14 protein-coding genes and 1 tRNA gene are annotated in these 15,089 nt (G+C 68.9%); 13 read left to right on the plus strand and 2 right to left on the minus strand.

Annotated features, from left to right (window positions below; genetic code table 11):
- The first annotated feature begins 4 nt into the window (after window positions 1–4).
- From WEB29_03895 to WEB29_03905, 3 genes are read left to right on the plus strand one after another with little or no spacing between them, the layout of a single operon-like run.
- Window positions 5–532, plus strand: a complete 528-nt coding sequence (locus tag WEB29_03895; GenBank protein ID MEX2136092.1) for a YbjN domain-containing protein — start codon at window positions 5–7, stop codon at window positions 530–532.
- A 14-nt stretch (window positions 533–546) separates the two neighbouring features.
- Window positions 547–2,466, plus strand: a complete 1,920-nt coding sequence (locus WEB29_03900) for a hypothetical protein (protein MEX2136093.1) — start codon at window positions 547–549, stop codon at window positions 2,464–2,466.
- On the plus strand, window positions 2,463–3,524 hold the full coding sequence (locus WEB29_03905; GenBank protein ID MEX2136094.1) for a nicotinate phosphoribosyltransferase: 1,062 nt from the start codon (window positions 2,463–2,465) through the stop codon (window positions 3,522–3,524). Before WEB29_03900 ends, WEB29_03905 begins: the two co-directional genes overlap by 4 nt.
- Here the strand turns inward: WEB29_03905 and WEB29_03910 are convergent.
- A complete protein-coding gene (locus WEB29_03910; GenBank protein MEX2136095.1) occupies window positions 3,521–4,039 on the minus strand; it encodes an NUDIX hydrolase in 519 nt (172 codons plus the stop codon). The genes WEB29_03905 and WEB29_03910 overlap by 4 nt on opposite strands.
- An 87-nt stretch (window positions 4,040–4,126) precedes the next feature.
- Between WEB29_03910 and WEB29_03915 the strand changes: the two genes are divergently transcribed.
- The 10 genes from WEB29_03915 to WEB29_03960 all read left to right on the plus strand — a co-directional run bounded on the left by WEB29_03915 (window position 4,127) and on the right by WEB29_03960 (window position 13,191).
- Entirely contained in the window at window positions 4,127–5,068 is a 942-nt protein-coding gene (locus WEB29_03915) for an ABC transporter ATP-binding protein (protein ID MEX2136096.1), read from the plus strand.
- Window positions 5,065–5,856, plus strand: coding sequence for an ABC transporter permease subunit (locus WEB29_03920; GenBank protein ID MEX2136097.1), 792 nt, complete (start codon window positions 5,065–5,067; stop codon window positions 5,854–5,856). The genes WEB29_03915 and WEB29_03920 overlap by 4 nt, the downstream gene beginning before the upstream one ends.
- A 27-nt stretch (window positions 5,857–5,883) precedes the next feature.
- On the plus strand, window positions 5,884–6,351 hold the full coding sequence (locus tag WEB29_03925) for a hypothetical protein (protein ID MEX2136098.1): 468 nt from the start codon (window positions 5,884–5,886) through the stop codon (window positions 6,349–6,351).
- 10 nt (window positions 6,352–6,361) lie between these two features.
- The gene (locus tag WEB29_03930) at window positions 6,362–6,625 is read left to right on the plus strand and encodes a GlsB/YeaQ/YmgE family stress response membrane protein (protein ID MEX2136099.1); all 264 of its coding nucleotides are present in this window, start codon (window positions 6,362–6,364) and stop codon (window positions 6,623–6,625) included.
- A gap of 66 nt (window positions 6,626–6,691) precedes the next feature.
- Window positions 6,692–6,767: transfer RNA gene (locus tag WEB29_03935), tRNA-His, on the plus strand.
- Between the two features lie 183 nt (window positions 6,768–6,950).
- Complete coding sequence (locus WEB29_03940; GenBank protein MEX2136100.1) at window positions 6,951–7,901, plus strand: CAP domain-containing protein; 951 nt, start codon at window positions 6,951–6,953, stop codon at window positions 7,899–7,901.
- Between the two features lie 62 nt (window positions 7,902–7,963).
- Window positions 7,964–8,710, plus strand: a complete 747-nt coding sequence (locus tag WEB29_03945) for an ABC transporter ATP-binding protein (GenBank protein MEX2136101.1) — start codon at window positions 7,964–7,966, stop codon at window positions 8,708–8,710.
- A 4-nt stretch (window positions 8,711–8,714) separates the two neighbouring features.
- Window positions 8,715–11,255 carry an FtsX-like permease family protein gene (locus tag WEB29_03950; protein MEX2136102.1) on the plus strand — a complete coding sequence of 847 codons (2,541 nt, stop codon included), beginning with the start codon at window positions 8,715–8,717 and terminating at the stop codon, window positions 11,253–11,255.
- Between the two features lie 20 nt (window positions 11,256–11,275).
- Window positions 11,276–11,704, plus strand: a complete 429-nt coding sequence (locus WEB29_03955) for a PPC domain-containing DNA-binding protein (GenBank protein MEX2136103.1) — start codon at window positions 11,276–11,278, stop codon at window positions 11,702–11,704.
- A gap of 698 nt (window positions 11,705–12,402) precedes the next feature.
- Window positions 12,403–13,191, plus strand: a complete 789-nt coding sequence (locus WEB29_03960; GenBank protein MEX2136104.1) for a hypothetical protein — start codon at window positions 12,403–12,405, stop codon at window positions 13,189–13,191.
- Window positions 13,192–13,668: 477 nt separating this feature from the next.
- Here WEB29_03960 and WEB29_03965 read toward each other — a convergent pair whose 3' ends face one another.
- Window positions 13,669–14,544: a tyrosine-type recombinase/integrase gene (locus WEB29_03965; protein MEX2136105.1), complete on the minus strand. Its 876-nt coding sequence runs from the start codon at window positions 14,542–14,544 to the stop codon at window positions 13,669–13,671.
- Window positions 14,545–15,089 lie beyond the last annotated feature (545 nt).

Consider the following 15,089-nt stretch of genomic DNA (forward strand, 5'->3'; position numbering starts at 1 on the left):
GGGCGTGGAGGTCATCGGCGGCGGGGGCGCATCCGGCGACGCGGCCTTCAGCCGCGACCTGCTGCTCGATGGCGCGCGACGATTCGACCTGCGGACCACGGTGGCCTGGGTCGACGGCGTTGGGCTGTCGGTCTGGGCGTACTACGGCACCGAGGAGATGGAGGTGCCGAAGCGGGTCTACGCCCTCATGCTCCGAGCCAATTACGAGTATCCCTTCGTGAAGTTCGCCCTGACCGATGACGACCGCCCGATGCTCATGACAGAGCTTCCGCCCGATGGCCTGGATCGAGAGGCACTGGCCCGCTCCCTGGTGCGCCTGACGGTCGTCGCCGACCGGCTCCTGGACGAGACCGCGGCGGCCGTCTCCGACCGCGGCAACCTGCCGGATTGGAGCGGTCGAACGCCGCGCAACGAGGCCCTGCTGGCAGCCCACCGGGACGAGGTCGAGGCAAGCATGCCGGAGTGGGAGCCCGCGCCGGCCCGTCCGCCGCGGCGTGGCCTGTTCGAGCGACTGATGGGCAGCAACCGTTGAGGCGCCGCCTGGGGGTGGCAATCTCCGTCGCGGTGCTGATCCTTCCGCTGCTGCCACCATCGACGGCAACCGCCGCCGAATACGAGATGTCGAGCGTTGCCGACTATGCCGTGGACCCCGGCGCCGGCGAGATCGCCGTGAGCGTGGCGGTCAGCTTCACCAATACGCTCCCCGATCCGCCGGGGCAGATCAGCGCGTTCACGCACGTCGACCTCGCCATCCAGGAGGGGGCCTCCGGGGTCGCGGCGAGGGATGGATCGGGTCAGCTGCGTGTCGAGGTCGCGGCGCGCGACGGCGCGCGGGTGGCCTCGGTCACGACGAGGTCGCGCGTGCGCTACAACCAATCGGTGAGCTTCACTCTCACCTACCGGCTGGCGGATGGTGCGGCGGCGGATCTGCATGTGCGCCCCGGGGTCGTGAAGTTTCCGGCCTGGGGATTCGGCACCAGCAGCCAGGTCACCGTCCGGCTCCCGGCCGACTACCAGGCGCGCGCCGACGGCGACCCGATGCTGACCGACCGGGACGGAGCCAGCCTGGTGTTGACCAGCGGCCCGATCCCGAATCCGGATCGCTGGCTGGCGCTCATCACGGCGGTCGCTGCGCGCAACTACGTTACCCAGTCCACGAGCGTCGCCCTGGCCAGCGGGACGGTGGACCTGCAGGTCCGTGTCTGGAGCGACGATGCGGCATGGGGTGAGCGCACCCTGTCGCTCCTCGTCAAGGCCTTGCCGATGCTGGAGCGGGCGATCGGCCTGCCGTATCCGCGTGTCGGTCCGCTGGTGGTCAGTGAAGCGGCCGCCGGCGAGCCGGGTACCGATGGATCGCCGTCGGCCAACGCGGAGATCCTGGTCGCCTTCGACGCATCCGCCTTCACGTTGCTGCACCAGGCGGCGCACATCTGGATCAGCGACCAGCTGCTGTCCGATCGGTGGGCACGCGAGGGGCTTGCCTCTCATTTCGCGGCGGGCGTCGCCTCGCAGCTCGGGATCGAGCCACCCTACGATCCCGCCGCTCGCGCCACGGACCTCGAGGCCGATGCGCACCCGCTGGTGGACTGGGCAGGCGGCGGCGGCTCGGCGGCCGACGCCTACGGATACGCGGCCTCCTGGGCGCTCGTCGATCGGATTGGCAGCATGGTGGGGGAGGCTCGCCTGGCAACGGCGCTCAAGCGGATCGTCGCGGGCCTATCGGCCTATGACCCGGCCGAACCGGATGGCGAGGTCGCGGATGGACGCGCGTTCCCGGCGGTCGACACGCGCCGTCTTCTCGACCAGCTCGCGGCGGTGAGCAGCGCGGACGTGTCCGACCACTTCGGCGATATGGCATTCGGTCCCGATGCGGCTGCCGACCTGGCGCTGCGGGACGCCGCTCGGACCGCGTACCAGCGCTTGTTGGCGACAGCGGGAGACTGGGGCGCCCCCGATCGGGTGCGGGCCGCCATGAGCGCCTGGCGGTTCGACGAGGCGCAGGTTGGGATCACGGAGGCATCGGGCTGGCTGGCGGAACGTGACGTACTGATCGCGAAGGTCGGTGCAGCCGGCCTCGTGCTGTCGGATCGGCTGCGCGATCGGTACGTCGTCAACGGCGGCGGTCCCGAAGCCTCGGCCGAGCTGGAGGCGGAGGAGGCGCTGGTGGGCGCCTACGCCGCCATGCAGCAACGCACGCTGGCTCGGCGAGAACCACTCGAAGCCATCGGCCTCTTCCTTGCCGACGATCCGGCTCGGCTGCTCGCCGAGGCGGCAGGCAGCTTTGGGACGGGGGATCTACTCGCTGCGGCGGCCGCCCTCGATCGGCTGGAGCTGCAGATGAACCGAGCCCCGTCTGATGGGGCCGTGCGGCTTGCCGCCGCGGGAGTCCTGCTTGCGCTGCTCGGCCTGGGCGTGAGCGTCACCCTCCGACGCCGCTCTGGCAGCCACTACACTGCTGCCCCATGACCACCGAGGAGACGACGCTCAAGGGGACGATCGTGCCGCCTCGCTTCCTGCCGGCGGCCGACGTGCTGGCCGGCGAGACCGCCGACGTCTACTTCGAGCGGGCGCGACGCATTCTGGCCGCCGAGGGAATGGATCCGGTCGTGACGATGGAGATCTTCGCCCGCGAGCAGGCCATCCTGTGCGGCGCCGAGGAGGCCCTCGCCTACCTGCGCGCGATCCTTGGCGGCAATGGGCGCCCCGCCGGAGACCCCGCCCCGCTGGTCGAGTCGCTGCACGACGGCGACAGCATCGGCCCGAAGGAGGTGGTGATGCGGATCACCGCTCGCTACTCCTCGTTCGGCCTGTACGAGACCGCGATCCTGGGGATCCTCTCCCAGAGCACCGGCTGGGCGACTGCCGCCCGGCAGGTCGTGGAGGCGGCCGCGCCGATCCCGGTCATCGGCTTCGGGGCACGCCACGTCCACCCCAGCGTCGCCGACCAGATGGACTACGCCTCGGTGGTGGGTGGCTGCGTCGGGGCATCGACCCCCGCCGGCGCGCGCCTGGCCGGCCTCGCTCCGACCGGGACGATGCCGCACGCGCTGATCATCATCTTCGGAGACACGGTGCGAGCCGCCGAGGCCTTCGATCGACACATCGACCCCGACGTGCCGCGCATCGTGCTGGTGGACACCTTCAAGGACGAAGCGGAGGAATCGCTGCGGGTCGCGGATGCCCTCGGCGACCGGCTGTGGGGCGTTCGGCTCGACACCCCGTCGGAACGAGGCAGGGTCACCGCCGACCTGGTCAAGGAGGTTCGCGCCAGGCTCGATCAGGCCGGTCACGCGCGCGTGAAGATCGTGGTCTCGGGTGGCCTGGACCTGGACCGCATCGCGTATTTCAAGGCGTCCGAGGCGCCGATCGATTCGTTCGCGGTCGGATCGGCCATCTCCGATGCCTCGCCGATCGACTTCACGGGCGACCTCAAGGAGATCGATGGCCAGCCGGTCGCCAAGCGCGGCCGGATCCCGGGTCGAACCGAAAACCCACGCCTCCAGCGGGTCGACCTCGCGTCCTAGCGGCGCGCCAGCCACAGGATGCCAACCAGCGACTTCGCATCTCGGATGCGGCCGTCGTCGATCGCCGACAGCGCGTCAGCCAGGGTGAGCCACGACCGCTCGAGCGCCTCATCCTCGGGTGGCGCGACATCGACCGGGTGCAGATCGGTCGCCAGGAACAGGGTCAGCAGCTCGGTCGAGAATCCCGGCGCCGTGTAAAAGGCGGGCCCCTCCTCCCAACGCGTGGCCGTCAGGCCGCACTCCTCCGCCAGCTCGCGCTGCGCGCTGATGAGGGGCGACTCGCCCGGCTCGCAGGTGCCGGCGGGGATCTCGAGCAGCTCGGCTGCAGCCGCCTGACGCCACTGGCGCACGGCCGCGAGCCGCTCACCGTCCCATGCCAGGATCGCCACCGCTCCGGGATGCTCGACCACCTCGCGCGTGGCACGCCCTCCCGATTCCAGCTCGACCTCGTCGACGCGCAGCGCAAGCAGCCGACCGCTGAAGGCGCGACGGCTGCTCAGTGTCCGCTCCGGCATGCCCCGCATGCTACCCGTTGGTCAGGCGGGGGACCCCGTCATTGGTCCGGCGGTGGAGGGAGACGCCAGCCGCTAGCATCAGCGCCGATGATCGTCGTCGAGGGACTTCGCAAGGATTTCCGCACGCTCACCGCGGTGCATGACATGTCGTTCACGGTGGGCGAGGGCGAGATCTTCGGTCTGCTCGGCCCCAACGGCGCCGGCAAAACGACCACCGTCCGCATGCTGGCGGGGCTGATCTCGCCGACCGCCGGTACCGCCATCGTCAACGGTCACCCGCTGGGGGAGACGACTCAGCAGATCCGCGCCTTCACCGGCATCCTGACCGAGAGCCCCGGCCTGCACGACAAGCTGACGGCGCGCCAGAACCTGGCCTACTACGGCCGCCTGTACGGACTGCGTGGCGCCCGGCTGCAGGAGGCGGTGGAACGCTACCTCGGCGTGGTCGAGATGAGCGAGCACGCCGACCAGCGGGTCGGCGGCTTCAGCAAGGGAATGCGCCAGAAGGTGGCCATCGCCCGCGCGCTGCTGCACGAACCCGAGGTCATCTACCTGGACGAGCCGACCAGCGGCCTCGACCCCTCGGCCGCCAAGACGGTCCGCGACTTCATCGCCGGGCTGCGGGCCCTGGGCCGCTCCATCGTCGTCTGCACCCACAACCTGGACGAGGCGGAGCGGCTCTGCGACCGGATCGGAATCATGCGCGGCACCCTGCTGCGGGTTGACACCCCGGCGGGCCTGCGACGTCACGGGCGGTCGGCGACGGTCCGCATCAAGCTGAATGGCGCTCGCGGCCCCGAATCGTTCATCGGCCGCCTGGCCGACCTGCCGTACGTGACGGGCGTGCAGGCGATGGAGAGCACGCTGGTGGTGGAGCTGGCCGATCCGCCGCACGAGACGCCGGACCTGGTCGCCGAGCTGGTGGGCGCGGGCGCGCGCATCACGTCGGTGGTCGAGGACGCGCAAACCCTCGAGGAGGCGTACCTCGCGCTGGTGGGCGAGATCGGCGAACGAGACACCGACCGATGAGGCTCGGGTACGTCTGGGCGGTCTTCAGCAAGGAATGGCGCGACCTGCTCACCAACCGCCTGCTGCTGGGCGCCGTGGCGTTTCCGGCCCTCGTCTTCGCCGCCATCCCCACCGGCCTGGTCGCGTTCATCGAGGCCCGCGACCTGGATCCCAACCAGCTGGGTCAGATCGAGCAGTACATCGCCAACTTCCCGAACATCCCGGCCAAGCTGGCCGCCCAGGCCTTCATCGTCACCAACTTCATGGCCTACTTCCTGCTGATCCCGGCCATGGTGCCGATGGCGATCGCGACCCAATCGGTGATCGGCGAGAAGGTGGCGCGTTCGCTCGAACCGCAGCTCGCGACTCCGCTCGAGGTTTCAGAGCTGCTGACCGGGAAGACGATCGCCGCCGCGCTGCCGGCGATCACCGCCACCTGGCTGGTCTTCATCGGCTATGGACTGGTCAACGGCCTGATCGCCGATCCGCGGCTGACGCGATTCGTGTTCAGCGAGGTGTGGATCACGGCCATGCTCACGCTGGTGCCGCTGATCTGCCTGCTGAGCGTGCTGCTGGGGATCGTGATCAGCAGCCGCGTCAACGACCCGCGGACGGCGCAGCAGATCGGCGGCTTCGTGGTGATCCCCATCATCGCCATCGCCGTGGCCCAGTTCTTTGGTGGGAACGCCACCTTCTCGATGCAGCAGGTGCTGATCGGCGACCTGCTGGTGTCCGGCCTGATTGGGCTCACCCTGCTGATCGGGTCATGGGCCTTCGACCGCGAGTCGATCCTGACCCGCCTCACCTGACCGATGGATCGTCGGGATCCTCTCCCCGTGCGCCGTTCCCTGCTGGCGGGCCTCCTGGCTGCGGCGGCAGTCGGCGGCCTCCTGCTGCTGGTGCGCCCCTTCATCTTCAGCTTCGCCCCGCCACTCGGGGACGCGAACTACACCGTCGCCTCCGCGGCAGCGATCCGCAACGGCCCGGCGCTGGTCGAGATCGTCCTGAACGAGTCGCACGACCTGCCGGGCGAGGTGCACCGCAATGAGGCCGTGGGCCTGACGGTCGTGGTCTCGCTCGTCGGGACGGACGCGTTCGCGGTGGTGGATGCCTGGAGCCCCACCAACGACTGCGCAGTGACCCTTGGCGCCGACCGGGTGGTCGATTGCGCCGGGGACACCTGGACTTTCGACGGGGTCCCGATCGACCCGGCCGACCCCGCGCTCCTTGCCTTCCCCACCACGGTCAGCAACGGCGCCGTGGTCGTGGATTTCACGCGGCCGATTTCCCCTCCCGCGTCGTAGGATTCAGGCCATGCCGCAGAACGTGGATCTCATTGGATGGGTCGTCATCGGGTTCCTCGCCGGTGCCGTTGCCGGCTGGTTCGTCCCGGACCGAGGTCGGATGGGCTGCCTCGGGACCACCCTGCTCGGGATCGTCGGCGCGCTCATTGGTGGCTGGTTCTGGACGCAGGTCTTGAACCAGAGCCGAGCCGGTGGGTTCCTCGGCGCCCTCCTGATCGCGATCCTGGGCTCGGCGTTGGTCCTCATCTTGGTTCGGGGGTTGAGCCGCCGCTAGGTTTGACGCTCGTCTCGAGCGCGTGGGAGAATCCGGCCCGCCCTCGCCCCTTCCATGCGTCCCTTGGTGGCCTTAGCTCAACCGGCAGAGCATCGGATTGTGGATCCGAAGGTTACGGGTTCGACCCCCGTAGGCCACCCCAATTCATCTCTTCGTGTCGAGACGGGGCGGGCACCTGGCGCGCGCCGGCGCTGACCCCGGTGGTGCTCCGCTGCACCACCCATGGTCCTAGACGCCGGGGTACCTGCGCGGCCCATAGGTCATGCCACGCCCCCGGGACGTGTGCGCTACTGACCTTCCGTCGATGCCCCGCCACACTCCCTGCATGATCACCGAGATGCCCAAACGAGCGCCACGCCGCGTCATGGCGCGTGCCATCGCCCTCTCCGGAATCGCCCTCATGGGCGCCGCGTTGTTTGCCTGGACCCCACAGCCCACCACCGGCTGGGACCAGTCTTCCGCCGAGGCGACGCTGTGGCAGCTGCTCAACGGCGCGCGCACGAACAACGGTCTGCCCCCGCTCATCAAGCACTCCACGCTCGTCAGCCTGGCGCGCTGGCGCAGCAAGGACATGGTCGATAGGGATTACTTCAGCCACACCATCAAGGGCACCAGCTATCAGGTCTATCACTGGTACGACACGAATGGCCTGAGCTGGTCCTCGGGCGGCGAGAACATCGGCTACAACAACGGCTTCTCGGATGCCAACTCACCGATCAAGATCCACGAAGGGTTCATGGCCTCCTCGGGTCACCGCGCCAACATCCTGAACTCGACCTGGAGCCATGGGGGCGTGGGCGCCTACGGCAAGGACGGCGCGATGTGGGGCGGCAAGGTTCGCAACATCCGCATGTACACCGAGCTCTTCGTCAAGCTCAAGTCGGCACCGGCTCCGACGCCGGCACCGACCCCCAAGCCGCCAGCTCCGACGCCCGCACCGACACCGAAGCCGGTCGTGGCGACCCCCAAGCCCGTCGTGGCGACCCCCAAGCCCATCGTGGCGACGCCCAAGCCGGTCCCGTTCAGCACACCGCGCCAGGTGCCGGTGCAGACTGCGACGCCGACCCCAGAACCGACCCCAGAAGCGACTCCAGACCAGAAGGTGGCACGGACATTGCCGATGATGCTGGCCAGGCACGTCGCGGAGGGATGGGATCCGTCCCCGGCCTCCCATGCGATCGTCGCCCGCAGCATGCGAGTGGAGACCGCCGCCGCCCCGGATCGCGGAATCTTCGAGACGGTGATCGGCTCACTGCTCAGCTTCTTCCTGGGCTGACGCGAGCGAGGCGCCCGGCGGGCGCCTGCACCGTCCCCAACGACCGGGCTAGACTGCGGGGGATGTCGGTGATCCTCGAAGCGCACGACCTCGTCAAGCGGTATCCGGTTGGCGACGGGTCAGTAGACGCACTTCGCGGCGTCTCCCTCTCGGTCGCCAAGGGCGAGTTCGTGGCGATCATGGGATCGTCCGGCTCCGGCAAGTCGACGATGCTTCATGTGCTCGGCGGTCTCGATCGCCCCTCCGAGGGCAGCGTCCTGATCGATGGCATCAACATCAGCCAGCTCAACGACGAGGAGGCGACCCTCACCCGTCGCGAGAAGACAGGGTTCGTCTTCCAGTTCTTCAACCTCATCTCGCTGCTGAATGTTGCCGAGAACGTGGCACTTCCCTTCCTGATCGCCGGCGACTCGTTGGCCGCGCACCGCGATCGGGTCGATGCCCTGCTGGACCTGGTGGGGCTCTCCGACAAGGCGAAACACCGACCGGACCAGCTCTCGGCCGGCGAACAGCAGCGCGTGGCGCTGGCACGCGCACTGGCCAACGAGCCCGCGATCCTGCTTGCCGATGAGCCGACCGGCAACCTCGACTTCGTCACGGGCACCGAGATCCTCGACCTGATCTGGGACTCCTGCGACCGCCTGGGCCAGACGATCGTGCTGGTCACCCACGAGGCGCGGGCCGCGGCCTATGCCGACCGGGTTCTGATCGTGCGCGACGGCACCATTCGTGACGAGATCGAGCTGGGCCGGCGCCGCGACCACGAGGCACGGCCGCTGATCGCCCGCCTGGCCGCGCTGGGCCTCTAGGCCGATGCGCCTGGCGACCCTCGCCTGGCGTGGCCTGACCGCGCGGCCCCTTCGAACCGCGCTGACCACCATCGGGGTGGCCCTTGGCGTCGCCCTGGTGTCGGGGACGCTCCTCGCCAACCAGGCGGCCAGCGAAGCGGTCGAGCGAGCCGCACAGGAGATCCTGGGGAAGGCCGAGCTGCGGGTCCGCGCCTTCGACCCGGGCGGGTTCGATCCGCGCACGGTGCAGCTGCTGCGCAAGATCTCCCCCGCCGTCCTCGCTGCGGCGCCCGTCGCCGAGCGGCGCCTGCTGATAACGACGGCACCAGGGCCGGAGGAGCAGGTCTTCAACCTGCTGGTTCTCGGGGTCGATCCTGACGATGAGGCGCAGGTGCGCACGTATGACCTCGAGGCAGGAGCCTTCATCAGCACGACCCCGACTGATGCCGTCGTCAACGCCGCCTGGGCCGACGCTCACGACCTGGGCGTCGGGGACGAGCTCCGGCTCCACAGCGCCCGTGAGGGAACGCCGCATCTCCGGATCGTCGGGTTGCTGGGCGAGCTGGGCGTCGGAGCTCTCCAGCGAGGAAACGTGCTCGTCGTGAACCGGGCGACGCTGAACGATGCCTTCGAGACGCCGGCGCCGGTGGCGTACGTCGACCTCGTCCTCTTCGAGGGCCGGGCGGAGGATGTCGAGACGGCGCTCAACCGCGAGATGACGGAGCCGTTCATCGTCGAGACAGTGGCGGACGCGCAGCTTCAGCTCAGCCGGGCCCAGCAGGGCTTCGCCGGGATCGCCTTCCTGTTCGGCCTGGTCGCCCTGGTGGTGGGCTCGTTCCTGGTCGCCAACACCCTGGCCATGACGCTCAGCGAGCAGACCCGCGAGATCGGCCTCCTTCGGGCCGCCGGTCTGACCGGCCGGCAGGTGATGGGTCTCTTCCTCCGTCAGGGCGCCGCGGTTGCCGTGATCGGCAGCGTGGTTGGCCTGGCGTTGGGCGTCGGGCTGGCGGCGCTGATCATCGGCTTCCTGCGCAGCACTCGCGCGGTGCTGGTGACCGGACTGCCGATCAACCCGCTGGCGCTGCTCCTCGCCTTCGGAATGGGGATCGCCGTCACGCTGGCGGCTTCAGCGTTCCCTGCCGCAGCCGCCACGCGCGTATCGCCAATGGATGCCCTGCGCCCCTCGCGACAGCCCGCTCGCACGCTGTGGGGCCGCCTGCGCTGGATCGTGGTCCTCGAGCTGGTGGTCGTGCTGCTGGGCGTCGCGGCCTACCCGGTCGATCGAGGCGACTTCGGGGTTCCCGGAGTCGCCCTTGCGCTCGCGATCCTCCTCGCAGGCACCGCTCTGACGGCCATCCTCCTCCAGCCGCTCAGCCGCGTGGTGGGCCGTCCTTTCGAATTGTTCTTCGGCGCCGAGGGGCTGCTCGGCCGCGCCAACCTGGGACGCGATCGAGCGCGGACCGGCCTGACCGTTGGAGCCCTGATCATCGCCCTCAGTGCCGTGGTCACGCTCGGCGTGGTCGCCAACAGTGCGGGCGCCACGGCTGATCGATGGGTGAACTCCGTCTTGCCCGGCGGGTACGCCCTGCGGTTCGGCCTGCCGGTCGACATTGACACGTTCCAGCCGGAGCTCGAGGCGACGACGGGGACCCTTGCGGTCACGCCGATCGCCGACTTCCCGGCCGTGGTGCTGAAGGGCGCCGAGCCGCCGCGGGAGGCATCGGTCGCCGGCATCGATCCCAGTGTCTTCTCAGCCACGGGATCGTTGATCTTCGTCAGTGGCACGCGCGAGGACGCCTTCGCTGCCCTCCGGGATGGCGGAGCAATCCTCGTATCGGATCCGATCGCGCGGCGTGACAACCTGGGCGTCGGGTCGACCGTGCAGCTCGCCAAGCCCGGCGCCGACCCCCATTCCTTCACCGTGGCTGGGATCATCGCCTACAGCCTTCCGTCGCGGTCCGCCGAAGGAGCCCTCCTGATCAGCCTGGCCGACGCACGCGAGCTGTTTGGCGCCAATTCAGCCGAGGTGTGGGCATTCGTGAAGCAGCCGGATGTGCCCGACGCGGCATTCCAGCAGGCGATCCAACAGCAGGCGGTCGCCTACGCGGCCGAGCTTCTTACCGCAGCCGGGCTCTCCAGCGACCTGGAGCGCTCGCTGGATCGGGTGATCGGCCTGTTCGACGTGCTGGCGCTGTTGGCGGTGGTGATCGCCGGGTTGGGGATCGTCAATACGCTGGGAGTGAGCGTGCTCGAGCGCGCGCGCGAGATCGCGATCCTGCGCTCGCACGGCATGACCACGGGGCAGGTGCAGGCCATGGTGGTGGCGGAGGCGTCGATCATGGGCGCCATCGGCGGCATCGCGGCGGTCGTGACCGGAGTCTTGATGTCCGCTGCGGTCGTCGGAGGCACCGCCTCACGAGACTTCGGGGCTGGGCTCGCCATCCCCTGGCTGCTGCTGATCAGCGTCGTGCTGCTGGGCACCGGGGTGGCGGCTCTGGCGGGCCTGTATCCCGCTCGCCTGGCCGCACGGATCCCGATCGTGCGCACGATCGCCCACCACGAATAGGCGACGAGGAGGGTAGCCCGATGGCTGGGCGGTTCTGGGAGGCCTCTCCGGGCAGGGTCTGGGTCGGTCGCCTCGAGACGGGGGACGACCTGGTCGAGCAGATCGAGACCGTGTGCGCCGAGTACGGCGTGCGTGCGGCCTGGGTGAGCGCCATCGGCGCCGTGAAGCGCGCAGCGTTCGCCTATTACGAGCAGAACGACCGGCGCTACCTCGAGCTGGAGAGCAGCGAGCACCACGAGATCATCGGCTTCATCGGCAACATCTCGATCCGAGATGACCAGCCGTTCCTGCATGCGCATGCGACCTTCGGGGACCGCAGCGGGGCGGCCGTCGGTGGCCATCTGCTGCGGGGATGCGAGGTCTTCGCGGCGGAGATCCAGATCCGCGAGATGACCGGTGTCGAGCTGATTCGGACGCCGGACGAGGTGAGCGGCCTGGCCCTCTGGTAGGGCAGTCACCCGTACAATGGCGCCTCGCGCGCCCGTAGCTCAGCGGACAGAGCGGGTGGCTTCGGACCAAGAAGGCCGATGCGCTGTGGCATGAGCGTGCGGCGGGGAGCGAACGAGGCCGGGTTTTCCGCTGTCTGGAAGCCCTTTGCCTCACCAAGCGACGCGTCAGGAATCCCCGGTACAGGAGGGGTAGCCATCAGGGCTGCGAGGAGTGAGCCAGAAACTGAACCAGCCGGCATCGGTTGCAAAAGCGCCAGAGCCGAACCCATCGAGCCGAAGCTCGGGATGCGCATCGACCCCTATCCCTATCGGGTAGGTAGGAACTCCTCGCGCGCGCATGAGCCTCAGCGTCTCGAACGCCTGGGCCAGATCGAGATAGCCGCAGCGTTCCTTGCCCACCGGCCGGATTGGTCGCGGGGATCGCGTCATGCACCGATCGCCGGGCGTGGACGCGGCGAGCTCTCGATACTTCGCTGGACGCCGGGGCGGTGACCGTCGCAGCGCGGTTGACACTGGTCCGGTAGCCATTCGTCGCCCGCAGGATCGGGTCAGTGCGATCCGGAGCAGTTGCGAATGGCGCGTATACTTCGCCCGACGTTCGTCCATCCGGCGTCCATCCGGCGGCTGACTACAACCAACGGTCGAGCAGAGAGAGATATACCGCGATGATCAAGGCTTCCCGTCGACGGTGGCTCGCCATGGGTCTGGTCCTGGCGTTGATTGCCGCCTTCCCTAACGCAGCGGTCGCCAGCCATTCCTGGGGCAGCTACCACTGGGCCCGGACCACCGCCACGTTCACGCTGCTGGTGGGCGATAACGTCTCGAATACTTGGGACCCGTACCTCGATGGGGCCATCGCCGACTGGACTGCCGCGCCGAGTGACCCGACGGTCGCCGACCTGCTCGACCTGGCAGAAACTGCTGGCGGGACCAACCCCCGGAACTGCCGGCCGACGGCAGGACGGATCGAGGCCTGCAGCGCCAAGTACGGCTACACCGGCTGGCTCGGCCTGGCACAGATCTGGGTCAGCGGCAGCCACATCACGCGGGCCATCACCAAGGTCAACGACACCTACTTCAACACCGCGACCTACAACACCCCGGCCTGGCGTCGCCTGGTGATGTGCCAGGAGATCGCGCACGACTTCGGGCTCACCCACCAGGACGAGGTCTTCAACAACCGGAACCTGGGGTCGTGCATGGACTACACCAACGATCCCGATGGCGGCCCCGGCGGTTTCGTGAACGACGATCCGTCCAACGAGCACCCCAACACGCACGACTTCGAGCAGATCCAAACGATCTACGGGGGCCACACCGACAGCACCTCGACAGTCGGGCAGGTTACGGCGGCTGGAGCGCCGGGGAACGCTCCCGCCTCGTGGGGCCAACTCGTCCGCGGCTCGCGCGCGGCAGGCGTCAGCCTATATGTGCTGGATCTCGGGAACGGCCAGCGGGTCTACACCCACGTCATCTGGGCGCGCTGAGCAGTCCGCACCATCACCTAAATCAGGACCCATCTTGGCCATAACGTCGCCGAAGAGCTCACGCAGCCGCTCCACCGTGCGACACTGCATCGGCGAGCGCACGCCGGCCGGCGGCGGCACATGTTTCGCGTTCGTTTTTAAGAGTTGCCCGATGAAGCCCTCGGACGAGGTGACGGTCACCGGCACCACGATCTGCCGCCTCTGAGCTGACCCCTCGGGCACACTCGCCAAATTCCTCCCGCCTCGACCAAACGGGCCTGTTCGAGGGCGCGCACGCTGGTCCCGCGCAGTGGTCCCGGCAGGCGCCGGATGCGGCCCTGATCCCATACCCCTCCGGTCGGCCACCAGCCGACGTGGTAGGCGAATACCCGTCCCTCTGGCGATTCCTCAATCGTGCCGAACTCCGTTCGACATGTCTCGTGGCCATCGCACAGCACGCGGGTCCGGCCCTTGTCGAGACGCGGCATCAGCGCAGGCTCAGCCGTCGAGCGGCGTCGAGTGCGCGACCGCTGGCCGCCGACCGCGCGTAGCGAGACAACATCTCGCGGCTGCGCCAGCCGGCCAGCACCATGAGGTCACCTTCCTGCCCGCCGCCGCCAACCAGGCGTGGGCGTAGGAGTGCCGGAACTGGTGAGCGTGCAGGCCGGGGATGCCCGCCAGCCGCCCACGGCGGCGCAGGAGCTGGGCGATCCGCGAATCGGTCATGCGCCCCTTCTCGCCGAGCCACAGCCACGGCAGGGCGGCCTTGGAGTGCTGGCGCCGCGCGCGCCGGATGTAGCGATCGACCGCCTTGACGGCTTCGGCATTGAGGAAGCTGATCCGCTCGCGCCGGCCCTTGCCCTCACGGATACGCACCACGCCACGATCCAGATCAACATCGTTGGTATCCGGATCGTCGGGCGTCCAGCGCAGGTTGGCAATCTCCGACAGACGGGTGCCGGTCGAGAGGAAGGTGCGGACGATGGCGGTGTCGCGGAGATCCTCAGAGCGTGGGCCGCGGCAGGCGGCCAGGATGCGGTCCTGCTCCTCGTCGGTCAGGACCGGCGGGGCGTGCTCGGGCAGCTTTGGCTTGCGCATCCGCGCCATGGGTGACTCGCGGATCTCGCCCTCCTCGACCAACCAGGCGAAGAACGGGCGGATGCCCGAGTAGCGGTTGGCAGCGGTGGCCGGCCGCCAGCGGGCGAGCTGATCCTCGATGAACGCTTCGAGGTGCTCCCTGCGGATGCTGGCCACGTCGGTCGGCATGCCCTGGCCTTCGAGGAAGGCGGACAGCCGATCGAGGGATGCCAGGTAGGTGCGTTGGGTGGCAGGGGAGAGGTTCGCCGCACGGAGGTTGCGGGCGAAGCTGGTCACGTTGGCGGCCAGGTCGCCACGGGTTACGATAGCGGCGGTGGGAGTGGCCGGCTGCGTGGCTTGGAGCTCCGCTGGCGGGATTCCGAAGATCGGCGCCAGATGCGCTGTCCGAGCGCTGTGGTCAAGGCCATTTCCACTTTTCCGCTCTGTTTGAGCGTGAAACGCGCGCCCGTAGCTCAGCGGACAGAGCGGGTGGCTTCGGAGCAGCAACCCCGATGCGCTGTGGCAAGAGCGTGGCTTGTCGGGCGAAAGAACTCGAGTTTTCCGCTGTCTGGGACGCTTCGTCGCTTGGTCGCCAGCGGGCTTGTGTGTCGGCAGCGGTCTACTAGGGCAACGCGAAAGGACCCGCGGCGAGAACCTGCGCCCGAATTGCGTTGAGCGCGGGCAGGTTCTCACGAACCGACGCTATGAAATCTGGTGGCTGGGTCGCGGCTGAGGCGACGGTTGGGCTGACACCTGATGGCCCTAGTACGTCACGCCGATAGGACATTGGCTGGCCACCGCGGCCGGACAGAGAGAGCTGGACGCCACGCTGTACCTGTCGA

This window comes from Chloroflexota bacterium (assembly GCA_040902225.1).
Classification (GTDB): Bacteria; Chloroflexota; Limnocylindria; order QHBO01; family QHBO01; genus CF-167.

Bases quoted from the DNA above. Each gene is read 5' to 3' on its own strand.
- WEB29_03905 (MEX2136094.1), top strand. From the start codon at position 2,463: ATGACCACCGAGGAGACGACGCTCAAGGGGACGATCGTGCCGCCTCGC.
- WEB29_03910 (MEX2136095.1), bottom strand. From the start codon at position 4,039: ATGCCGGAGCGGACACTGAGCAGCCGTCGCGCCTTCAGCGGTCGGCTG.
- WEB29_03915 (MEX2136096.1), top strand. From the start codon at position 4,127: ATGATCGTCGTCGAGGGACTTCGCAAGGATTTCCGCACGCTCACCGCG.
- WEB29_03920 (MEX2136097.1), top strand. From the start codon at position 5,065: ATGAGGCTCGGGTACGTCTGGGCGGTCTTCAGCAAGGAATGGCGCGAC.
- WEB29_03930 (MEX2136099.1), top strand. From the start codon at position 6,362: ATGCCGCAGAACGTGGATCTCATTGGATGGGTCGTCATCGGGTTCCTC.
- WEB29_03940 (MEX2136100.1), top strand. From the start codon at position 6,951: ATGATCACCGAGATGCCCAAACGAGCGCCACGCCGCGTCATGGCGCGT.
- WEB29_03945 (MEX2136101.1), top strand. From the start codon at position 7,964: ATGTCGGTGATCCTCGAAGCGCACGACCTCGTCAAGCGGTATCCGGTT.
- WEB29_03950 (MEX2136102.1), top strand. From the start codon at position 8,715: ATGCGCCTGGCGACCCTCGCCTGGCGTGGCCTGACCGCGCGGCCCCTT.
- WEB29_03955 (MEX2136103.1), top strand. From the start codon at position 11,276: ATGGCTGGGCGGTTCTGGGAGGCCTCTCCGGGCAGGGTCTGGGTCGGT.
- WEB29_03960 (MEX2136104.1), top strand. From the start codon at position 12,403: ATGGGTCTGGTCCTGGCGTTGATTGCCGCCTTCCCTAACGCAGCGGTC.